This is a genomic window from Pedobacter sp. Leaf132, from assembly GCF_920984695.1.
In the GTDB taxonomy this organism is placed as follows: domain Bacteria; phylum Bacteroidota; class Bacteroidia; order Sphingobacteriales; family Sphingobacteriaceae; genus Pedobacter.
The window spans coordinates 34,286-56,376 of the sequence record NZ_CAKLBO010000007.1; the positions used below are offsets into that span (position 1 = coordinate 34,286).

General features: G+C 35.0%; 17 protein-coding genes. 11 read left to right on the plus strand and 6 right to left on the minus strand.

Annotated features, from left to right (window positions below; translation table 11 throughout):
* The first annotated feature begins 94 nt into the window (after nucleotides 1–94).
* The 3 genes from LUA86_RS13495 (at nucleotide 95) to LUA86_RS13505 (ending at nucleotide 4,873) form a co-directional block, all read left to right on the plus strand.
* Nucleotides 95–2,545 carry a glutaminase family protein gene (locus tag LUA86_RS13495; protein ID WP_231463573.1) on the plus strand — a complete coding sequence of 817 codons (2,451 nt, stop codon included), beginning with the start codon at nucleotides 95–97 and terminating at the stop codon, nucleotides 2,543–2,545.
* A gap of 84 nt (nucleotides 2,546–2,629) precedes the next feature.
* Nucleotides 2,630–3,706 (plus strand): glycoside hydrolase family 2 TIM barrel-domain containing protein, encoded by a 1,077-nt coding sequence (locus tag LUA86_RS13500; protein WP_231463575.1) that lies wholly within the window; start codon nucleotides 2,630–2,632, stop codon nucleotides 3,704–3,706.
* Nucleotides 3,707–3,712: 6 nt separating this feature from the next.
* Nucleotides 3,713–4,873, plus strand: coding sequence for an aldose epimerase family protein (locus LUA86_RS13505; protein ID WP_231463577.1), 1,161 nt, complete (start codon nucleotides 3,713–3,715; stop codon nucleotides 4,871–4,873).
* Nucleotides 4,874–5,117: 244 nt separating this feature from the next.
* Here the strand turns inward: LUA86_RS13505 and LUA86_RS13510 are convergent, their stop codons facing one another.
* On the minus strand, nucleotides 5,118–5,285 hold the full coding sequence (locus LUA86_RS13510) for a hypothetical protein (protein WP_231463579.1): 168 nt from the start codon (nucleotides 5,283–5,285) through the stop codon (nucleotides 5,118–5,120).
* Nucleotides 5,286–5,810: 525 nt separating this feature from the next.
* Here LUA86_RS13510 and LUA86_RS13515 point away from each other — a divergent pair.
* From LUA86_RS13515 to tatA, 7 genes are all read left to right on the plus strand, one after another.
* On the plus strand, nucleotides 5,811–9,185 hold the full coding sequence (locus LUA86_RS13515) for a PAS domain S-box protein (RefSeq protein ID WP_231463581.1): 3,375 nt from the start codon (nucleotides 5,811–5,813) through the stop codon (nucleotides 9,183–9,185).
* A complete protein-coding gene (locus LUA86_RS13520) occupies nucleotides 9,178–9,582 on the plus strand; it encodes a response regulator (protein WP_231463583.1) in 405 nt (134 codons plus the stop codon). Before LUA86_RS13515 ends, LUA86_RS13520 begins: the two co-directional genes overlap by 8 nt.
* A gap of 155 nt (nucleotides 9,583–9,737) precedes the next feature.
* Complete coding sequence (locus tag LUA86_RS13525) at nucleotides 9,738–9,944, plus strand: hypothetical protein (RefSeq protein WP_231463585.1); 207 nt, start codon at nucleotides 9,738–9,740, stop codon at nucleotides 9,942–9,944.
* Nucleotides 9,945–10,083: 139 nt separating this feature from the next.
* The gene (locus LUA86_RS13530; RefSeq protein ID WP_231463587.1) at nucleotides 10,084–10,272 is read left to right on the plus strand and encodes a cold-shock protein; all 189 of its coding nucleotides are present in this window, start codon (nucleotides 10,084–10,086) and stop codon (nucleotides 10,270–10,272) included.
* A gap of 109 nt (nucleotides 10,273–10,381) precedes the next feature.
* Entirely contained in the window at nucleotides 10,382–10,903 is a 522-nt protein-coding gene (locus LUA86_RS13535; protein WP_231463589.1) for a protease, read from the plus strand.
* 130 nt (nucleotides 10,904–11,033) lie between these two features.
* Entirely contained in the window at nucleotides 11,034–11,261 is a 228-nt protein-coding gene (locus tag LUA86_RS13540; RefSeq protein ID WP_231463591.1) for a hypothetical protein, read from the plus strand.
* 106 nt (nucleotides 11,262–11,367) lie between these two features.
* Nucleotides 11,368–11,559 carry a twin-arginine translocase TatA/TatE family subunit gene (gene tatA / locus LUA86_RS13545; protein ID WP_231463593.1) on the plus strand — a complete coding sequence of 64 codons (192 nt, stop codon included), beginning with the start codon at nucleotides 11,368–11,370 and terminating at the stop codon, nucleotides 11,557–11,559.
* Nucleotides 11,560–11,627: 68 nt separating this feature from the next.
* Here tatA and LUA86_RS13550 read toward each other — a convergent pair whose 3' ends face one another.
* From LUA86_RS13550 to LUA86_RS13570, 5 genes are read right to left on the minus strand one after another with little or no spacing between them, the layout of a single operon-like run.
* Nucleotides 11,628–14,750 (minus strand): efflux RND transporter permease subunit, encoded by a 3,123-nt coding sequence (locus LUA86_RS13550; protein ID WP_231463594.1) that lies wholly within the window; start codon nucleotides 14,748–14,750, stop codon nucleotides 11,628–11,630.
* Nucleotides 14,751–14,776: 26 nt separating this feature from the next.
* Nucleotides 14,777–15,874: an efflux RND transporter periplasmic adaptor subunit gene (locus LUA86_RS13555; RefSeq protein WP_231463596.1), complete on the minus strand. Its 1,098-nt coding sequence runs from the start codon at nucleotides 15,872–15,874 to the stop codon at nucleotides 14,777–14,779.
* Nucleotides 15,875–15,880: 6 nt separating this feature from the next.
* The gene (locus tag LUA86_RS13560) at nucleotides 15,881–17,152 is read right to left on the minus strand and encodes a TolC family protein (protein WP_231463598.1); all 1,272 of its coding nucleotides are present in this window, start codon (nucleotides 17,150–17,152) and stop codon (nucleotides 15,881–15,883) included.
* A gap of 34 nt (nucleotides 17,153–17,186) precedes the next feature.
* Nucleotides 17,187–18,557 carry an ATP-binding protein gene (locus LUA86_RS13565; protein ID WP_231463600.1) on the minus strand — a complete coding sequence of 457 codons (1,371 nt, stop codon included), beginning with the start codon at nucleotides 18,555–18,557 and terminating at the stop codon, nucleotides 17,187–17,189.
* Nucleotides 18,557–19,234, minus strand: coding sequence for a response regulator transcription factor (locus LUA86_RS13570; protein ID WP_231463601.1), 678 nt, complete (start codon nucleotides 19,232–19,234; stop codon nucleotides 18,557–18,559). The genes LUA86_RS13565 and LUA86_RS13570 overlap by 1 nt, the downstream gene beginning before the upstream one ends.
* Nucleotides 19,235–19,392: 158 nt before the next feature.
* Here LUA86_RS13570 and LUA86_RS13575 point away from each other — a divergent pair, with 158 nt between their 5' ends.
* A complete protein-coding gene (locus LUA86_RS13575) occupies nucleotides 19,393–22,056 on the plus strand; it encodes an alpha-L-rhamnosidase (protein ID WP_231463604.1) in 2,664 nt (887 codons plus the stop codon).
* Nucleotides 22,057–22,091 lie beyond the last annotated feature (35 nt).

A 22,091-nucleotide genomic window follows, 5' to 3' on the forward strand; every position in this document is an offset into this window, starting at 1 on the left:
CTTTAGGCCATCCGGTATTGCGGGTATTTTGCAGATTTAGCGGTTGCGAAATAATCAAATATTCGGATGGCTTTTTCCCAATTAAACACATTTTATGAAAAAAGTCCTGTCATTTTTATTTCTATCTTTTGCCCTTGTAAATGGTTTTGCTCAAACCAGAAAAGCGCCTGCGTATCCTTTAATTACTCAAGATCCTTATTTCAGTATTTGGTCTTTTACGGATGAGTTGAATACATCGCCAACAAAGCATTGGACCGGAACCAGCCAATCGTTAACTAGTTTTGCCAAAATTGATGGTAAAGTTTATCGTTTTTTAGGTAGCCCTGATAAAAGTTTTCAAAGTGTTTTACCAGCTGCTGATGAGCAAGACTATAATGCCCAGTACACAGAAGATAGCCCGGCAAATGGTTGGCAACTAAATAATTTTAACGATAAGGGCTGGAAAACAGGTAAAGGTGCATTTGGAGATGGTGAGGCGAAAACCAAATGGAAAAGTAAAGATTTATGGGTGAGAAGAACTTTTAATCTGGAGCAAACTCAGTTTCAGAATTTAAATTTAAAACTTAATCATGATGATAATGTGGAGGTGTATTTAAATGGTGTTCAGGTGTATGCTTGCCAATGCTGGACCGGCAAATACATTTACATTCCTTTAAACAATTCAAAAGTTAAATTAAATAAAGGCAAAAACGTATTAGCAATCCATGTTAAAAATACTGCCGGTGGCCAATGGTTAGATGCTGGTTTGGTAAACGAAAAACAAATTACTGAGTTTCAGGGAATTCTTCCGGCAAAGCAAACTGCTGTAGATATAACGGCTACGCAAACCAAGTATAAATTTCAGTGTGGTCCGGTAAATCTTGATGTAGATTTCCTTTCTCCGTTATTGATGAACGATTTAGACTTACTTTCGAGGCCGGTTTCTTACGTTACCTTTAAGCTAAAAAGTAATGATGGCAAACAACATAAAGCAGAAGTCTTCTTCGGAACTTCTACTGATTTGGCTGTAAATACAAGCGCTCAGGAAGTTAAAGCCGAAAAAATGGTCAGTGGGAATCTTAGCGTTCTAAAAGCTGGTACTGTTGAGCAACCTGTTCTTAAAAAAAGCGGAGATGATTTACGGATAGATTGGGGTCATGTTTATGTGGCAGCTAATAAAGCAAACGCCAATCAATTTATTGCAAATGAGCAAGAAGCCATAAAATCTTTTATAAACGGAAAGACTTCGATAGCAACGAATCAAAGGGGTAAAAAATTAAGTTTAGCTACAATATTAACCTTTAAAAACATTGGCAATACTTCAACAGAAAATAATATTTTACTGGCTTACGACCAAGGCGATGCGATTCAGTATTTTGGACAAAATTTAAAATCGTGGTGGAATAATGACGGCAGTCAAAACATTGAAAAACAGCTGGATCTTGCAAATGCTCAGTATAAAAATATTGTATCGCAATGCGATAAATTTGATGCTCAGTTTCGTAAAGATAACATTGCCGCTGGAGGCGAAGAATACGCAAATTTATCAGATGTCGCCTATCGTCAATCCGTTTCGGGACATAAATTGGTAAAAAGCCCTGATGGTGAACTTCTGTTTTTATCTAAGGAAAACTTTAGTAATGGGTCAATAAATACGGTAGATATTACTTATCCGTCTGCACCACTTTATTTGGTTTATAATCCAGATTTATTAAAGGGTATGATGAATGGCATCTTTTACTACAGCGAAAGTGGTAAATGGCCAAAGCCTTTTGCAGCACATGATTTGGGTACATATCCTTTGGCAAACGGACAAACGTATGGTGAAGATATGCCTGTGGAAGAATCGGGGAATATGATCATTTTAACTGCAGCAATTGCAAAGGTAGAAGGCAATGCTAATTATGCTAAAAAGCACTGGAAAACATTATCTATTTGGGCAGATTACTTAAGTAAGGAAGGTTTTGATCCGGCAAATCAACTTTGTACTGATGATTTTGCTGGTCATTTGGCTCGTAACGCAAATTTATCGGTAAAAGCTATTGTGGCTTTAGGCAGTTATGGCATGCTCGCAAAAGAATTAGGAGAGCAGGCAACGGCAGAAAAATATACCAAAATGGCTAAAGATATGGCCTTAAAATGGATGGAAATGGCTGATGATGGCGACCATTATGCTTTAACTTTTGATAAGAAAAATACCTGGAGTCAGAAATATAATCTGGTTTGGGATAAAGTTCTTAACCTAGATATTTTTCCGAAAAGTGTATACAAAAAGGAAATAGATTTCTATTTAAAAAAGCAGAATAAGTTCGGCTTGCCATTAGATAGCCGTAAAACTTATACAAAATCTGATTGGATTATGTGGACGGCAACTTTGGCGGATAACCCTGCAGATTTTAATAAACTAGTAAAGCCGATTTATGAGTATGCTCTACAAACTCCAACACGAGTTCCACTAAGCGATTGGCATGAAACGACAGATGGTAAACAAGTTGGTTTTCAAGCCAGAAGTGTGGTTGGTGGTTATTCTATAAAATTATTAGATAAAAAATTAAATAACAGGTAAGAATATCTTTCCAAAAAATGCTTGTAAGCAAATTTTATCGCAAGGCGATATTTGAGAAATTACAAAATCTAAATAATACATAAAATGAAGATTAAAATTTATTTATTAGCCGTAGTACTTTTCTTTTCGGTTGCCGGCACTGTTTCAGCCCAAAAAAGTAAGAAAGAGCCGGGTAAAATCTGGTCTGTAGAAAAGGCAAACGAATGGTATAAAACCCATAAATGGCTTACGGGTGCCAATTATATTCCAGCCAATGCCATTAATCAGCTAGAGATGTGGCAAGCAGACACTTTTAGTCCGGATATAATTGATAAAGAGCTCGGTTGGGCCGAAGGAATAGGTTTTAACACGCTAAGGGTATTTTTATACAGTAAAGCTTATAAACAAGATCCACAAGGATTTTTAAAACGTGTTGATCAGTTTTTAACCATTGCAGATAAACATAAAATTACACCAATGTTTGTGTTTTTTGATGATTGCTGGAATAAGACTTCAGAAAATGGAAAGCAGCCTGCACCCAAAACGGGTATTCATAATTCGGGTTGGTTACAAGATCCTGGCGATCCGGCATCTAAAGAAGAAGCAAACTTTGCCGATCTTGAAGTATATGTAAAGGCAGTATTAACCAGGTTTGCTGATGATAAACGTATTTTGCTTTGGGATTTATACAACGAGCCTGGCAATAGTGGCAAATTGGAAACCACAATTCCATTGCTAAATAAAACTATCGAATGGGCCAGGGCAGTAAATCCAAGTCAGCCGATTAGCATTGGTTTATGGAATTGGGGTTACGAAAAACTCAACAAAATTCAAATTGCAAATTCGGATATAGTAACGTACCACAATTATGAAGCGCCAGAATGGCATCAACGTACAATTGATTTATTAAAAACAATCGGCAGACCGTTAATTTGTACCGAATATATGGCCAGAAGCCGCAATAGTCGATTTGCGAACATTCTTCCACTACTAAAAAAGGAAAATGTTGGCGCAATTAACTGGGGTTTTGTTGATGGTAAAACGAATACAAAATTTGCATGGGATACGCCATTAGCAGATGGCAGCGAGCCAATTGAATGGTTTCATGAAATTTTTAATCAGGACGGTACACCTTACCGTAAAGACGAAACAGATTTAATTAAAAAATTGAACGGAAAATAATCAAATATGAAATCAAATATTTTAGTCGGGTTATCATTTATTGTAATGGCATGGGGCTGTAGCTCTGGCACAAAAGAAAAATCATCTGTAGATTCTACAGACAAAGCAACGCAATTTTCTGTAGTTGCCGATTCATTTAAAAGTACTTTAGATGGAAAGCAGACAGCACTTTACATTTTAAAAAATAAGAATGGGATGGAAGCCACTTTTACAAATTATGGCGGACGCTTAGTTAGCTTAAATGTTCCGGATTCGGCAGGTAAAATGGTTGATGTTGTGGTTGGCTTTAAAAGTTTAAACGATTACAAAAACTCTACTGAACCATATTTTGGTGCTACAATTGGTCGTTTCGGTAATCGCATAGCGAAAGGAAAATTCGTGTTAGATGGCAAAACTTATACTTTATTCACTAATAATGGTGTTAATACGCTTCATGGAGGCAAAAAAGGATTCCAGTATGTAATTTGGGATGCCAGCCAGCCGAACCCACAAACCTTGATTTTAACATATAAAGCTAAAGATATGGAAGAAGGTTTTCCTGGTAATATGGATATAAAAGTAACTTATGCTTTAACGGATGCTAACGAATTGAAAATGGATTACGAAGCTACAACGGATAAAAAAACGGTAGTCAATTTAACCAATCATGCATTTTTCAATTTAAATGGCGAAGGCAGCGGCACCATTTTAAAACACAATGTTCAGATTTTTGCAGATGAATACACACCAGTTGATTCTACATTAATCCCTTTGGGAAATATTGCCACAGTTAACAATACGCCTTTCGATTTTAGAAAAACAAAAAGCATTGGCGAAAGAATTGGTGTTGATAATGAGCAGCTAAAGTTTGGTAAAGGCTATGACCATAACTATGTATTAAACAAAACAAAAGACTTAGGTATGTATCATGCAGCAATGGTTAAAGGAGATTTATCAGGTATTGTAATGGATGTTTATACACAAGAGCCTGGTTTACAATTTTACAGCGGAAATTTTATGCAGAGTAAAAACACCTTCAAAACTGGTGCAAAAGATGATTTTAGAACAGCTTTTGCAATGGAGACACAACATTTCCCGGATGCCCCAAATCAACCAAGCTTTCCATCAACTGTGTTAGAACCAGGAAAAACTTATAAAACCAGCTCGGTATATAAATTTTCAAAGTAAAATTCTTGGCATAAGCATTATAATATGCAATCAACTTTCACTGCTGTTCTAGCATTTATGGTTAAGTATTTAGAATACTGATTTAAGCTCTGGTTTATGCCAGGGCTTTTTTTTATGACTTTCATTTTCTGCAAAAAAAAATATGAATACGACAAGGCATTCTAATTTTATTTAGGCAGAAGGTAAACTTTGCGAAAAGGTGTTTGATTTAAGGCAATTAAATCACCTAATCTTCAATTTTGTATTATTCAGCAGAATTTTCAGGCTGTCTTTTAAAATATAGCCAGAAAGCAATGCTCCAAATTATAATTATGGTAGCAATACCCAATTCTGGGTCGGCAATATTTAATGAAAGAAGCATAAAGCCCAAAGATATCAGTGCTGCTATAAAGAAAATATACATATTTTTCATAACTTTCTGATTAATTGGTGGTTGATGATTAAAATTAATGATTTTTATGTTGAAATCCTAATTTATGATGTCCTTTTAGTGTAGAAATTTGCTTATCAAACTATATATCAAATTTAAATGGAAAACACTTTGCAAGGCTAAGCGCCATAAAAGGAACTTTTATTCGCAACCACGATTTTATTAAGCTCAAATAGTTTAACCTGAAAGCTTAAAGAATGAATACATTGAATATAAAAAAATATAAAAAAAAATATTCTGTTCACAATTTGAATAGCATAACTTTCTTTTTGCAATATTTTGATTTTTAAATAGTTGAGTTTTTAAATTCGATGGTATAATCAAATTATTGATACCACAATTAATCCTAATCTGCATTTAGCCTATCTTAATGCATATATATGATGATTCAAGATTTGCATAACAAGTAAATATTGAATACTTTTCGAGCCTTATAGCATCTATTGTTGCAAAAAAGCCAGATAATTGCTATATTAACTAATCATTCCTACAATCTTGAAAAACATAATGCCGGATACTATTTATTCAGCTATTTTTAATTTATTAACAGAGCCTTCGCTAATTTTGAAAATATCAGAAAATAGCGTTACTGTTATAGATGCATCCTTAAGCTTTCTCAATTTCTTTAACCTGAACAGAAACGAAGTAATTGACAAACCATTTGAAAATATAACTTCCCACTATAATTTAGGAGCCAATCAGTTAGCTACGCTTAATCGCAAACTTATTGATGCTGTATCTTCAGAATCTGCCATTAGCTTACAGTTTTATTCAGAAGAGAGGAAAAGCAATTGGAACTTCGAGTTTTGTAAACCGCATTTATCTGAAAATGAGTGCATCGTTTTACTAAAGCTTTGGGTAAGTTCTCCAGAAAAGGACAAGATAGATTTATCTGGAAGTATCGACGAGCAAACTTTTAAATACCTGGTTCAGGAAGGAATGGATATGATTGCTGTAATTGATAATATTGGCAATTACGTTTATGTTAGTCCAACTTCTGAAAGCATCTTAGGTTTAGGTTCAGATTTTTTTATAGGAAAAAATGCTTTAGAATTTGTACACCAGGATGATTTATCAACCGTTGAATCTATTTTGTTGAACCTTAAGCCTGGCGATACAATAACATTAGCACCTTTCAGGTTTATTGATGGCAAAGGAAATTACAGATGGATTGAAACTGTATTAACCAATTTAATAAACGAGCCAAGTGTTTTAGGTATTGTTGCAAACTCCAGAGATGTAACCGAAAGGATAAATTATCAAAACGAAATATTGCTGGCAAATGAACGCTACAAATATGTAACTAAAGCCACTGCAGAAGCAATTTGGGATTGGGATATTGCAACAAATTCTCTTTATTGGGGAGAAGGATTTTCAACGCTTTTTGGTTATAGCGAGGCCGAACTTAAAAGCTATATTGACATTTGGGCCGTAAAAATCCATCCAGAAGATTACCATAGAGTGGTAAAAGGATTGGATGATGTTATAGCAAAAGGTAGCCACCATTGGAAAGATGAGTATCGAATGATGCGAAACGATGGCTCATACGCAACCGTTATAGATAATGGCTTCGTTATATTTAATACAGACGGTAAAGCAATAAGAGTAGTTGGCGCCATTCAGGATATTTCAAAACGCAAAGCGGAAGAACAGCAATTAGAATTATTAGAATCAGTAGTGTTAAATACAACTGATTCGGTTGTTATAACCCGTTACAATGAAGAAGAAAATCCAAGCAACGGCGTTATTTACGTTAATGATGCATTTACTGAAATGACAGGTTACACCCTTGAAGATGTTTTAAAAGGTTCGCCCAGAATTTTAGAAGGACCACGTACCGACCACGAAGAGGTGTTAAGGATAACTTCTGAGTTATTAGAAGGCCGGCCAGTTGAGGCTACGCTCATCAACTATAAAAAAAATGGTGATGAGTTCTGGACAAATTTCTCGGTAACGCCAATTGCAGATGAAAGGGGTAGGTACAACCGATGGATATCTATACAGAGAGATGTTACGAGTACAAAAATAGAAGCTGTTAGGAATAATCTTCTCTCCGAAATTGGTTTGTTGTTCAATCAGCATTCTGATTTAAAAACCATAATGTATAAGGTGCTTTCGGCCATCAGTAAATGCGGTAATTTTTGCATTGCAGAGGTTTGGTTACCTGATAATGAGCATAACGAATTAGCGTTGTATTCATATATCATATCTGATGAACAAATTGCAGAATTTTACGACAGTACCAGAAGTCATCGAAAGGCAGCAAAAGGCGAGGGCTTAGCGGGAAGAGTTTGGAATAATGGGGAGCTGGTTTCATGGAGGTTGGATAGTGAATCCGGCCATATCGCTCGTTTATCTGCAGCAAAAAAGGCTGGCTTAAAAAAGGCATTTGGCTTACCCATGGTTGATAATGGTGTATTAATTGGGGTGCTTATTTTAGCCGGACGAGAGCAGCACCGTTTAGAGGGCATGGCGGTATTATCAAATGATTTTGCAGAACAGCTTGCCACCGAGGTAAGCAGGAAGCAATTAGAACAGGAACTTACAGATATATTTACGTTTGCCCCTGATATATTAGCCATCATTAATAAAAATGGTTATTTCACTAAAATAAATCCAGCTGCGGGAGAATTGCTTGGCTACAACGAAGCTGAACTTTTAAAATATCCTTCCCGGTTTTTTGTTCATCCAGATGATAGAAAACAAACCCTTAGAATTATAAAAAATCTTACCGTTGGCGGCGATTCCAATAATTTCGAAAATAGGTTTATAACTAAATCAGGTCAAACAAAATGGCTTTCGTGGACTGCCAATGCCGTTTCAAACGAGGGTTCTATTTTTGCTGTGGCTAAAGATATAACCGAGAAAAAAGTTTTAGAAGAGCTTTTATTAAAAACCAATAGCTTGGCCAGAGTGGGTAGCTGGGAAGTAGATATTATAAACAATTGGGTTTTTTGGTCAGATGTAACAAGAGAAATTCATGAAGCTCCATCATATTTTCAGCCAGATATTATAAACAATACAGATCATTTCAAAGCCGGCCATGATAGAACACTTATCGAACGGAAATTTCAGGAATGTATTGAATTTGGCCAGCCATGGGATGAAGAAGTAGAAATTGAAACCTTTAAAGGAAATTATAAATGGGTTAGAACAATTGGTCAGGCCGAAATTGTTAACGATAAGTGCATTAGGATTTTTGGTAGTGTGCAGGATATTAACGACCGTAAAAATGCAGAATTGCTTAATCAGAAAATTCAGCGTGAGGTTGCCGAATCAGAAAAGCGCTACAGCGAGCTCTTCCATTTTTCTCCATTACCAATGTGGGTTTACGATTATGAAACATTAATGTTTTTAGATGTAAATCTTGCTGCAGAAAATAATTACGGTTATAGCCGTGATGAATTTTTATCTATGAACCTTCGGGATATCAGGCCAGATTCTGAATTGCTTTATCTTGAAGATACGCTTAGTTTCACAAAATATAATAAAAGCCTTTTCCACCAGGGGATTTTTAAGCATAAAACCAAAAGCGGCGACATCCTCGATGTGGATGTTAAAAGCAATTTGATGGAATACAAAGGCAGAAAGGCTAAATTGGTAGTTGCCACAAACATTACAGACCAATTAAAGCACATTAGTTCTATCGAACAAAAAAATGCCCAGCTAAAAGAGATTGCCTGGATTCAATCTCACAATGTTAGAGCGCCATTGGCTAGAATTATGGCATTGGTGCAGCTAATTGATATGGGTAAGCAACAAACCAAATTTACGCTTGATGAAATTGTTGAGCACATTAAGCAATCTGCAAATGAACTCGATAGCATCATCAAAGAAATTAGTGCCAAATCAGATAAAGCAGAAAGCGAACATTATGAATAGGAAAATTTTAGTGATTGATGATGATCCGCTAATTTTATTAATACATGAGGCGGTTCTGGAAACACAACAACTAAACTGTTGTCTGGAGTTTTTTGACGACGCAGGTGAAGCTATTCTTTTTATGGAAAAGGATGAACATCAGGCAACTAAATTTTTATTGTTGCTGGATATTAATATGCCGCTGATAAGTGGTTGGGACTTGTTGGATGAAATACAAAATTCAGATTTTAAAGAAAATGTAGCTGTGGTAATGGTAACATCATCAGTAAATGAAGGCGATAGGCTAAAAGCCAAGAAATACGACAATGTATTGGATTTTATAAGCAAGCCGTTAAAGGATTCAGACTTTAATCATTTAAAGAGTTTGGGACAACTCAATGCGTTTTTCAAAAATTAACAGCGTACAACCTTCTGTGCTAAAACACATCTAAACTGAAATAAGAATGTTACAGTTGTCGCAAAATTACGCAATTGTGGAAAAAAATATTACTAATCATACAACTTTTAAGGGTTTTTGCTTGCGTTTTTGTTTCTAACTCAGTTAATTAGTATATGGAAAATAAAAATTGGATGATTTTTAAACTTGCACCACAAAAATTTAATGAAATTTCAAAGCTTGTAGATTTGAATGTTGAAACCCTTACTGTTTTAACTGAAATTACTGAAGAGCCAGTTGAATTTGGTGCAATTTTTTTGAAGAAAAGCAATTTGGAGGTGATGTTAGAGGAATACGAAAAATCTTTAGATGATGATATTTAACATACTCAAACATTCTAAATGGCTCAAAGAACAGAATTGAAATAAAAAAAAATGTTATTTAGTTAATGAACAGCTTTTAGGTTTGTTTTTTTGATTTTAAAACATATTTTTATGAAATAATTAATAAACAAAATCTAAAATGAAAAACGGTACAGTAAAATTTTTTAATGAGGAAAAAGGCTTTGGCTTTATCAAAGAAGATAGTGGTTCAGAAATTTTCGTTCACGTAAGTGGACTTATAGATAAAATTAGTGAGAATGATAAAGTTGAATATGAAGTGCAGGAGGGTAAAAAAGGCCTAAATGCAGTAAAAGTAAAACTGGTTTAAAAAATTCTCAGAAAGTTAAAAGCAGGCTATCAAGGTCTGCTTTTTTTTTGCTCAAATTTTTATTGAGCTACCAGTTTGGATAAGTTTTTGTTTAGTGATTCTACAGCTTATGAAAAATTTAAAATTAATTATACCTGCGATAGCAGTATTATTTGGGGCTTGTAGCCAAAATCAAACAAATAACAACAAAAATGTGGTAGCTGATACTACAAGCAAAGTGTCTTCAGATTCAATACAGTCTGATTCATTGTTTGCTAAAATGTATATTAATGAAACTGCAAAAAAAGGCTCGCCGGTTTTATTAAAATTTACGGTTATTAATAGTGCCGATTCGACTAAATCTTTTTGTAAATGGCATACGGCATTTGAGCCATTTATTAGTAAATATTTAGATATTACCGACTCTAATGGTAACGAAGTAGCGTATATAGGTGCAATGGCAAAAAGGATAATGCCACCTCCGGCAGATAGTTATTTATCTGTAAAAGCAAAAGATAGTATCTCTGCCAAAGTGGATTTATTGAAAGCTTACGATTTAAAACCCGGCAATAAATATTATGTGAGCTACAATGGCAGCAACATAAGCGGTGTTTCTGCTCCAAAAAAATTATCATTCAGTTTTGAAGAATAATTTTTTCGATTTCTAACATTAATTTTTGATAGCGAAAATGTTAATTTAAAATTAAATGTTAGTATTTTTTTTAAAAAACGAATCAATAGTGTATAATTAATAAGTCGTTTTTATTATTTTTGGTTATTAAATGGAAAAGCGAATATCTGAATTAACATCTTTCCTGCAAAAAGTAAAACAATTAAGAGGCTTTGGCGATATGAATTCGTACAAAGTGGTTAATGAGTTTAAAAAAATTGCTGGCGAAGAACACGATGAGAAGCTAAAAAATATTATAGAGGATTTTTCAAAACCACATACTTATCAAAATGGAAAAGCCAGTTTGATAAAAAATGTTGAATCTGAATTGAAAAAATAATCGCCATAAAATTTAGATAATAATTTTATTATTATAGCTTTTCAAAAAACCAGTGTAACACTATTCACGTATCTACTGTTATATCTTAAACTTTAATACAAACGGAATGAGTAATGTTACAATCGCTGCCTTACTAGGCGGACCAGAAATCATAATTTTATTGGTAGTCGTACTTCTTTTATTCGGTGGTAAAAAAATACCCGAGCTTATGAAAGGATTAGGCAAAGGCATAAAGGAATTTAAAGACGGGCAGGATGGCAAAGACATTCCGGCTACTGAACCAATTAAAAAAGTCTAAAATTAATATTCCTTTAATTAACCTACAAAACCTTGTTCCCATCCAAGGTTTTGTAGGTTTTTTTATTTTCAGACTATATTACCTTTAACCAGGTTCTTTTTGTATGACCAATAAAATACAATTGGATATACAAATAGATTGAATAAGGTGTTGGTGATTAAGCCTCCTATTACTACAATAGCCAATGGTTTAGATGCTTCAGAACCAATTCCTGTTGATAGTGCAGCAGGCATTAAACCAATAGCAGCCATAAGTGCTGTCATTAAAACAGGTCTGAACCTGCTTGCTATCCCATCTCTAATGGCATCTTTAAAAGTCCATTTTTGATTATATTTTAGTTCGATGATATTGGTTTTAAAGCGGGTAATTAAAATAACACCATTTTGTACACAGATTCCAAATAGTGCTATAAATCCAATCCCTGCAGAAATATTAAAGTTTACACCTGTAGCTAATAGTGCCAAAATGCCACCAATCATCGCAAATGGAACGTTATTTAAAACCAAAAGCGAATCTTTTATATTACCAAATAGTACAAATAAAATAAAAAATATAAGCAGCAAACTTACCGGAACAGCCTGCGATAATCTGGCAATTGCCCTTTGTTGATTTTCGAAGTCACCAGCCCATTCTAACTTATATTCCTTTGGAAGTTTGATTTCTGCATTAACTTTTTGCTGAGCTTCATCAATAACGCTGCCCATATCTCTGCCTCTAATCGAAAATTTAATGGCACCGTAACGCTTATGCTTATCGCGGTAAATTATACTCGGGCCTGTAATTTTTTTTATGCTGGATATTTCTCCCAATTCAACATTTGAACCGTTTAAAGTTGGAATTCTTAATCTGCTAATAGAAGTTTCATCATTTCTAAAATCTTCCGGGTATCGAATTATTAAATCGAATTTTCTTTCGCCTTCAAAAATCTGTGTTGCAGCCTTTCCTCCAATGGCCATTTCAATAACTGAATTGGCATCAGCTGTACTTACTCCATAAAGTGCCATTTTTTTCTGATCGAGATTTATTTGTAGTTCCGGTTGACCAAGATTTCTTAATATTCCTAAGTCTTCAATTCCATCAACAGTTTTTAAAATTTCTTCAATTTTTTCTTCCTGCTGTTCGATATATTCAAAATTTTCGCCAAACATTTTCACTACAATAGAACCTTTAACACCAGAAACTGCTTCCTCAACATTATCAGATATAGGTTGTGAAAAATTTAGACTTATGCCCGGAAAACTCTTCAGTTTTTGCTGCATTCTATCTATAAGCTGCTCTTTAGTTTGCTTTCGCTTCCATTCTTTTTTTGGATAAATATCTACATGAAATTCCATGTTATAAAAGCCTGTAGCGTCTGTTCCATCATTTGGCCGGCCTGTTTGCGACATTACTTGTTTAACCTCATCGAAGCTTAAAAAAATCTTCCGCATATCGTTAGAAAGTTTCTTTGTTTCATTTAACGAAATACTAAGCGGGCCTGTAGCACGAACGTAAATGGAACCTTCATCCAAACTTGGCAAAAATTCTGTTCCTAAAAGCTTAAAACTGTAAGCACCAAGCAGCAAAACAATCATCGAAACTGAAAATACAAGTCTTTTCTTTTTGAAACAGATATCAAAAAACCGGAGTGTTGCTTTTGTCATCCATTCTAAAAATATATTATGCTTTTCTTTAACATTCTTTTTAAGCAGAACACTTGCTAAGGCAGGCACCAAAGTAAAGGTTAATATTAAGGCGCCTAAAAGTGCAAAACTTAGGGTCCAGGCTAATGGAGAAAACATTTTACCTTCAACTTTCTCGAAGGTGAAAATTGGCATCAAGCCAGTAATAATGATAAGTTTTGCAAATAAAATTCCCTTACCATTTTCAAGGCAAGCTTTTTTTATTGCACCAAGTTTGCTCATTTTATTAAAGCGATCCATTCCGTATCTGTGTGCCCGGGCATCGAGCGCCACAAAAATACCTTCAACCATTACAACCGCACCATCTATAATAATTCCAAAATCAATGGCACCCATTGATAGAAGATTGGCAGGCATACCTTTTAATTTAAGACAGATGAACGCAAAAAGTAGAGCAAGCGGAATAATTATCGAAACGATTAGCGTGGTTCGCCAATCGGCCATAAAAAGAAATACGATTAGGGTTACGAATATGATACCTTCGAGCATATTGCCCATAACGGTATGCACAGAATAATTTACTAAATCTTCACGATCATAAAAGGCTTTAATTTTTACATCATCCGGCAGGATATTATTATTTATGTCACTGATTTTGTTCTTCAAACGAGCAATTACATCACTCGGATTGCCGCCTTTTCGCATCACTACAATGCCTTCAATTACATCTGGGTCATAATCTCTGCCAACCTGGCCAAGCCTCGGAAGCGCAGATTCGGTAACATCGGCAATGGTTTTTACATAAACCGGAGTACCATTTGCATTATCTACAACTACATTACGTATTTCATCAATATTATTTAATACGCCAATACCGCGAATAACGTAAGCTTGTCCGCTTTGTACAATAACATCCCCGCCAACATTTATATTGCTTTTAGAAACGGCTTCGAAAAGTTCGGTTGCACTAACGCCGTACTGAATGGCCTTTTGCGGGTCTACCGTAATTTGATAAGTTTTCACTTCACCACCAAAACTAACTACATCAGCAATGCCCGAAACGGATAAAAGTTCTCTTTGAATAACCCAATCCTGCAGCGTTTTTAATTCCCTAACAGTTTTAACATCGCTGGTTAAGGTGTATCTAAAAATTTCTCCTGTAGGTCCGTAAGGGGGTTGCACTTCCGGACTTATACCATCAGGTAAATCAGCTTCATCTAAGTGGTTATTAACCTGAACACGGGCTTCGGCATAGTCAACATCATCTTCAAAACTTACTTTTACAATCGATAAACCAAATAGGGAAGAGGAGCGAATGCTTGTTCTTTTTTCTGTTGGATTCATTGCAATTTCCAACGGTCGACTTACAAATTTTTCAACTTCTTCAGCACTTCTTCCAGGCCATTGAGTTATAATCGTAATATTGGTATTCGTAACATCAGGAAAGGCATCGATAGTTGTGTTTTTAAACGAAAGATAACCTGCTGATATTAATATAAATGTTGCAAAAAATATAAAATATTTGTTTTTCAGCGCAAAGCTGATGATATTTTTAATGAATTTATTCATTATTTAGAAATCTAATGGATAAGATATTATTGAGCTTTGAGCGTTTCGAACAAGAAAACCTGTTTTGAGGCAATAACACGCTCACCAGGGTTTAAGCCTTTGCTTACATATATTTTGTCTGCCGTTTTACGCCCGATTTCTATTGCACGAATGGAGATTTTTTTATTTTTATCTACAACTAAAACATAGTTCTTATTATCGTCAAAAATTACTGCCCTTGAGTTTAGAACAGGTAAATCTATGCCCGAACTTGCCGTTACACTCACTGTGCCTAACATGCCGGGTTTTAATAAATAACCGGGGTTAGCAATTACAACTCTTGCATTTAATACCTTGCTATCTTCGTTTACTAAGTTGTAAATCTTGTCAATTTTGCCATTAAATGTTTTTTCGGGATAGGAAAGCGTTGAAAGCTTAACATCATCTCCGGTTTTTAATCTCGAAATATCTGATTCGTAAACGTTGATCATGGCCCACACATTTGATAAATCGGCAATGGTGAAAAGGCTTTTATCATTATCGCTACGAAGCTGCATATTGTTGGTAACCTGTTTTTCGATTACGAAACCGCTAATGGGCGATTTTATGGCATACAATCCGGCACTATTGCCACCGTTTAAACGTAATACTGAACCTGCTCTCTTTACTTCTGCTTTCTTAATCTGCAAGTCGTTTTTTGCTTCTTCAAATTCTTTAGCAGATGATAAGCCGCTTTGAAACAACTGCTCCGCTTGTTGTAAAGTTCGCTCGGCATTTTTTACTTCGGCATTTGCCGAAATATATTCTTTATCAAAACCAGCCATTTCTGCGCTTTTTACAGTTGCTAATATTTGGCCGTTTTTAACCTGATCGCCTAAACGTATATTAACGTGATTTACCGTTCCGCTTACCATTGGAAACAGTTCAGATTTACGTTCTTCGTTAGCGGTAATTTTAGCCGAAAACCTAATGTTTGTTTTGTTATTGGCTTGTTGAACGGTATCAATAAGTAATCGGTTTATTAAAGAATCAGTAATAGCGAATCTCTCTTTAACAACTTCGGTTTTCTTTTCGCTGCATGAAAAACTAAAGCCAATTACTGATAATAAGCTGGCGTAAGAAATGGTTTTATGGATGATTTTCATGTTAAATTATTTAAAAATGTTTGAACCCGTTACATAATTTAGCTCCGCCCTCGAACTCATTTGCTCGTAATGAAGTTTATTAAGTTGAAGTGTTGTTTGTTTGTATGAATCGTATAAATCCAAAAACTCAATTAAACTGATGTTTCGTTCTTTAAAATTTTTAATTAAAGCAGTTATCAGTTTATTAAAATCTGAGTTGAAATCGACATCGATTTCAGTAAGCAGCTTATCATTTCTTAATGCAGTTTTATAACTATTCATTACCTCATTCTCTAGCAAATACTGTTGTTTGTTAATTTTTAAGTTCGATGCATCAATAGAAAGTTTTGCTTTTTTAATTTCTCCCTGGTTTCTGTTAAAAAGAGGAATTGGAATTTTTAATCCTATACCGGTATATTTCTCGGGATAATTGCCTTTATAGTCATAGCTTAGTGCAAGCTCGATATCAGGTATGGCCATTGCTCTTTGCAAATTCAAATTAGCTTCGCTTAATTGCAAATCAGTTTTTGCAAGTTTTAAATCTGGTCTGTTTGCTCTGGCTGAATCCAACAATGCAGAAATGGGGAATTTTTCAATGTTTATAGGTAGATTCTGGTTTTCATCCATAACCAGGATGATTTGTGTTGATGCCTTTAAGCCACAAATCAGTTTCAAATCTCTGTAGTTGTCTTCTAATTCATTTAAAACCTCTACGCGTTCGGCTTTCAAGCCAATTAGTAGTGATTTTATTCTGATTAAATCCTTTTGTGCAACATTGCCCGAATTATATTGCAATTCGTAAGCTTTTAGTAATTGATTGGTCGATGCAATTTGCTCATCAAATAATTTGATGGTTTGCGTAGCGTAATATATTTTATAAAAATTATTGTTTAACTCAAATTTTAATGTTCGCATTAAGTCAAAGTATTCTGCTTCAGCTAGTTTTACGCCAAATTCTGCAACCTTAATACTTTTGTTTCGTTTACCGGCTAACTTAAATAGCTGAGAAATAGACCCTGCAAACTGACCAAACTCTGCCGAGGTTTGCAGGAATTTTTTGGTTTCATGATTGTAGAATAGATTTTCATATTCCAATTGTGGATTATCGAATAATTTTGCCGTTATAATTTCTGCCTTTGCCTGGTCTATTTGATAATTGCTAACTAACAAGTCGAAATTATTTTTTAAAAACAGCAATTGCGCTTTTGCAATATCTAAACGTAAGGTGTCGATTTGACTTTTTGCAGTTATACAGCAGAAACAAAAAAATACAATGAGTATTGCCGAAATTCTTCTCATGCGGCAAAACTAAAGCAGGCAAATTAAACGCGAATTAAACTGAAATTAAAAGCGGATTAATTAGAGGAAGTTTAATTGTAAAAACACATCCTTTTGGATTGGCTGGCGTTAATTCAATCGTTCCTTTAAATATTTCAATTATCTTTTGGGTAATGTAAAGTCCCATTCCTTCACCTTGCAAACCAAATTCTTTCGATTTACTGTAAAAAGGTTTAAAGATATTATTTACATCTTTTGGATTTATGCCTGTGCCATTATCTTGAATATGAATGCGTAATTCTTGTTCTGCTCTTTCGGCAGTAAAAATAACTTTATCGTTTTTAGAAAATTTAAATGCGTTCGATATGATATTATCCAAAGCAATTCTAATCAAAGTGTTATTCGCTAAAATCTTCAAATTTTTAACCTCATCGTTTACAATAACTTTAAGATTTAAGCCTCTTTCATGTTGCCAATCAGTTTTTATTGAGCTTATCAAATCGTCAATTATAATTTCAGCACGTTGTGAATGGATGAGCTCCATATCCATTTTTGCCAGCGCCAGCAAACCTGTAATAATGTGTTCCATTTTTTCAGATTCTTCTAGCATTGAATTAATAGCGTTTTGATAATCAGACATTTCTCTTTGCTTAGAGAGGGTAAGTTCTGCGTTCATTATCATTCTTGTAAGTGGTGTTCTTAACTCATGCGAAGCATTGGCTACAAATGTTTTTTGAAGGATAAAAGCCCGCTCAAGCTCTTCCATAAGGTTATTGAAAGTTTTTGCAATCTGATTTATCTCATCTTTATTGGCTTTTTCCTCTACTCGAAAGGCCATGTTTTTTGCATCGATTTGCTTAACATCAGCAAGAAACTTATTTAAAGGTTTCAGCATTTTTTCTGCAATCCATCTGCTCAGCAATAAAACAAAAGCAAAAATCATGATAAAAACGATAATCATAATTTGCCAAAGTTTTGATAATCTGTTATGAGAACCTAAATCTTCTGCCGAAGCCAGAATAACAAAATCTCCCTGATTATCTTTGTAATAAATGCCTACAACCTGCCTTTCGCCATCGGTATATTTTAAATGTTTACGCTTACGAACTAGTTCTATTGTAGATTTAGGCCAGTATTGTGCAGAATCGCCAATAAAAGTTGCACGGTTTTCTTTGTCGTAAATTCTAATAACCTCGCTGTTTAACTTTTGCAGATATTTATGGCGAACGGTGTTGAGCGCATCGCGACTAATTTCATCTGCTTCAAGGTAAAGTTTGGCCGTTACCATTGTTCTGTCTGTAAGCCTTTCGAAAAAATCGGCTTGCAAAAATTTCATAAAAGTAAAATATACCGTAAACAGCACCGCTAAAAGTATAGATGTACTGATTAGTGTAAAATAAAGTGCTAAACGGTCTTTTATCTTCATCACTTTAAAATATAACCCATATTTATTTTAGTGTGAATAAGCTTTCTATCAAAACCCTTTTCAATTTTTCTTCTTAAAAAGTTGATGTAAACATCTATTACATTTGTTCCGGTTTCAAAATTAATATCCCAGGCTTGCTCCGCAATAAATTGTCGTGATAAAAGGCGGTTTGGGTTGCGTAAAAACAATTCAAGTAAAATAAATTCTTTTGCACTAAGTTCAATGCTTTTGCCCGCTCGGGTAACTTCTTTACTGGCTGTATCTAAACATAAATCATCAAAGCAGATCAAGTTATTTTGAGCAACATCTATATTGGAAGAGCGCCGTAGAAGTGCAGCAATCCTTGCCAAAAGTTCTTTTAAATGAAATGGTTTTACCAAATAATCATCTGCGCCAGCTTCTAAACCAATAACTTTATCATCTACTGTTCCGAGTGCTGTTAGCAATAAAATAGGCGTTTTTATTTGCCGCTCGCGAAGTAATTTACAAACTTGTAAACCGTTAATTCCCGGCATCATCACATCAATAATAAATAAATCGAATTTATCGTTGATGAAAAGTGAAAGCGCATCTGTTCCGCTTAAAACACTGGCAGTTTGGTAGCCATTTTCTTCTAAAGCCGATTTTAAGAGTGTTGAAATTTTCTCGTCATCTTCTGATATCCCGATTTTGAACATGTTGCAAAAATAACCTTATCATCTTAAAATGAGATTAAAACAGATTATTGTTACAGTTGATATTTGGATGCGAAGGAATAAAAATTGCATATTACAGTAAAATTAGTAAAACGATTTATAATTTAATCTATCATCATATTTCAATATTTAATAACGCAATGAACTTATATTTAAACAAGATAAGCACCATATTTTTATTGTTGATTTTATTTATTCAGACAGTAAGTGCAGCCGGGATTGTGAAGTTGAAATGCGAACATTTAGTAAATCCAATTGGAATTGATAACCCTAATCCACGCTTATCGTGGATGATGGAAGATGATAGAAAAGGTGCTGTGCAACGTGCTTATCGAATTATTGTAGGTACAGATTCTTTACAGCTCAAAAGTAAAATGAATGTGCAGTGGGTTTCAGATAAAGTAAATGCTGGAAATAGTTTGATTACCTACAAAGGCAGCGCTTTAATGCCCTTTACAAAATACTTTTGGAGGGTAGAAGTTTTGGATAAGGATAATAAATTAGTGCTTTCGAAGATTTCGAGTTTTGAAACCGGGATGATGGGTTCCGAAAACTGGCGAGGCACATGGATTAGCGATGGAAGAGATATAAATACTCGACAGGCGCCATATTTTAGGAGAACTTTTGAACCCAAAAAGGAGATAAAATTAGCAAGGGCGTATATTGTCGCTTCAGGTTTGTACGAACTTTATTTGAACGGTGAAAAAGTTGGCAACCACCGCTTAGACCCGATGTATACCCGTTTCGATAGAAGGAATTTGTACGTTACTTATGATGTAACCACTAACCTGAATAAAGGTAAAAATGCAGTTGGAGTTGTTTTGGGTAATGGTTGGTATAATCATCAGGCTATGGCGGTATGGAATTTCGATAAAGCGCCATGGAGAGCAAGACCAGCCTTTTGCATGGATTTAAGAATTACCTATACTGATGGCACGACCGAAACCATAACATCAGGCAGCGATTGGAAAACGAGTTTTGGACCAATCATCTCGAATAATATTTACACGGCAGAACATTATGATGCGAGACTGGAGCAAAATGGCTGGAATAAAGTTGAATTTGATGATACAAAATGGCGGGGTATAAGCTTAAGGGCAGCGCCTTCAAAAAATATTGTTTCGCAAACCATGCATCCTATACGCAATGTTGAAGAGATAAAAGTTAAAAGCCTTCGCAAATTTGATGATACAACTTATTTATATGATTTAGGCAGAAACATTGCCGGCGTGAGTAAAATTAAAGTTTCAGGCAAAAATGGAACAATAATTAAGTTAAAACATGCAGAGCGATTGAATGCTAATGGCCGTGCAGATTTATCAAATATTGATGTTTATTATCGCCCAACTAACAACACCGACCCATTTCAAACGGATATTTTTATCTTAAATGGTGATGGGGAAGAGGAATTTATGCCTTTGTTTAATTATAAAGGATTTCAGTATGTAGAAGTTACAACCAGCCAGCCTGTTAAACTTGAAGAGAAAAACCTGGTGGCTTATTTTATGCATAGCGATGTACCTGCAACCGGCAAAATATCTTCTTCAAATCCTTTAATTGATAAAATCTGGTGGGCAACTAATAATTCTTATTTATCAAATTTATTTGGCTTCCCAACTGATTGTCCGCAAAGGGAAAAAAACGGCTGGACGGGCGATGGCCATTTTGCTATAGAAACCGGATTGTACAATTTTGATGCCTTAACCGTTTATGAAAAGTGGTTGGGCGACCATCGCGATGAGCAACAACCGAATGGCGTTTTACCAGATATTATTCCTACAGGCGGCTGGGGTTATGGTACGGCAAACGGTACCGATTGGACCAGCACAATCGCCATCATCCCATGGAATATTTACATGTTTTATGGCGATACAAAAGCATTAGCCGATAATTACAAAAACATAAAGCAGTACGTTAATTATGTAAACAATATCAGTAAAGATGGTTTAACTACTTTTGGCAGAGGCGATTGGGTTCCGGTAAAATCCACTTCAAATTTAGAATATACTTCTTCGGTTTATTTTTATGTTGATGCAGATATTTTAGCCAAAACCGCAAAACTATTCAATAATCAAAATGATTTTTTGGTTTATAGCGCTTTGGCAAAGAAAATTAAAAAGGCGATTAATTATAAATACTTCGATGCAGAAAAAGTAAGCTATGGCACGGGTGTACAAACTGAATTAAGCATGGCACTACAATGGAATATTGTTGAAGACCAATACCGTTTAAAATTGGCAGAAAATTTAGCTAAGCGTGTTGCTGCAGATGGTATGCATATAGATGTTGGCGTATTGGGCGCAAAAGCGGTTTTGAATGCTTTAAGTGATAACGGACAAGCAGAAACGGCTTATAAGCTCGCCGCACAAGATACTTACCCGGGTTGGGGTTGGTGGATTGTAAATGGAGCAACTACGCTTCACGAAAACTGGGATATGCAGGCAACCAGAGATATTTCGGATAACCACATGATGTTTGGCGAAATTGGTGGCTGGTTTTTTAAGGGCTTAGGTGGTATCAAAATAGATGAAAAACAGCCTGGATTTAAAAATATTCTGCTTCAACCTAATTTTGTAGAAGGTTTAGAACACTTTACCGCAAGCCATGAAAGTCTTTATGGTACAATTTTATCTTCCTGGAAAAGAAATAAAAACGGCCTAAAATATGATGTTAAAATCCCGGCGAACTCTACTGCAAGCCTGGATATTCCAGAGGTATCGGGTAAAAAGGTGTATTTAGACAGAAAAGTGGTTAGCCACAAACAGGAACTATCTGCCGGAAGTTATGCTTTTGAGATAAAATAGGTAGAAGGTACTAAAGCAGGCTGTATTGTGTTTTA

Excerpts from the sequence above, each read along its gene's own strand:
- LUA86_RS13555 (WP_231463596.1), bottom strand. The coding sequence starts at position 15,874 with ATGAAAATCATCCATAAAACCATTTCTTACGCCAGCTTATTATCAGTA.
- LUA86_RS13560 (WP_231463598.1), bottom strand. The coding sequence starts at position 17,152 with ATGAGAAGAATTTCGGCAATACTCATTGTATTTTTTTGTTTCTGCTGT.
- LUA86_RS13495 (WP_231463573.1), top strand. The coding sequence starts at position 95 with ATGAAAAAAGTCCTGTCATTTTTATTTCTATCTTTTGCCCTTGTAAAT.
- LUA86_RS13570 (WP_231463601.1), bottom strand. The coding sequence starts at position 19,234 with ATGTTCAAAATCGGGATATCAGAAGATGACGAGAAAATTTCAACACTC.
- tatA (WP_231463593.1), top strand. The coding sequence starts at position 11,368 with ATGAGTAATGTTACAATCGCTGCCTTACTAGGCGGACCAGAAATCATA.
- LUA86_RS13550 (WP_231463594.1), bottom strand. The coding sequence starts at position 14,750 with ATGAATAAATTCATTAAAAATATCATCAGCTTTGCGCTGAAAAACAAA.
- LUA86_RS13520 (WP_231463583.1), top strand. The coding sequence starts at position 9,178 with ATGAATAGGAAAATTTTAGTGATTGATGATGATCCGCTAATTTTATTA.
- LUA86_RS13575 (WP_231463604.1), top strand. The coding sequence starts at position 19,393 with ATGAACTTATATTTAAACAAGATAAGCACCATATTTTTATTGTTGATT.
- LUA86_RS13505 (WP_231463577.1), top strand. The coding sequence starts at position 3,713 with ATGAAATCAAATATTTTAGTCGGGTTATCATTTATTGTAATGGCATGG.
- LUA86_RS13565 (WP_231463600.1), bottom strand. The coding sequence starts at position 18,557 with ATGAAGATAAAAGACCGTTTAGCACTTTATTTTACACTAATCAGTACA.
- LUA86_RS13525 (WP_231463585.1), top strand. The coding sequence starts at position 9,738 with ATGGAAAATAAAAATTGGATGATTTTTAAACTTGCACCACAAAAATTT.
- LUA86_RS13535 (WP_231463589.1), top strand. The coding sequence starts at position 10,382 with ATGAAAAATTTAAAATTAATTATACCTGCGATAGCAGTATTATTTGGG.
- LUA86_RS13540 (WP_231463591.1), top strand. The coding sequence starts at position 11,034 with ATGGAAAAGCGAATATCTGAATTAACATCTTTCCTGCAAAAAGTAAAA.
- LUA86_RS13500 (WP_231463575.1), top strand. The coding sequence starts at position 2,630 with ATGAAGATTAAAATTTATTTATTAGCCGTAGTACTTTTCTTTTCGGTT.
- LUA86_RS13530 (WP_231463587.1), top strand. The coding sequence starts at position 10,084 with ATGAAAAACGGTACAGTAAAATTTTTTAATGAGGAAAAAGGCTTTGGC.
- LUA86_RS13515 (WP_231463581.1), top strand. The coding sequence starts at position 5,811 with ATGCCGGATACTATTTATTCAGCTATTTTTAATTTATTAACAGAGCCT.
- LUA86_RS13510 (WP_231463579.1), bottom strand. The coding sequence starts at position 5,285 with ATGAAAAATATGTATATTTTCTTTATAGCAGCACTGATATCTTTGGGC.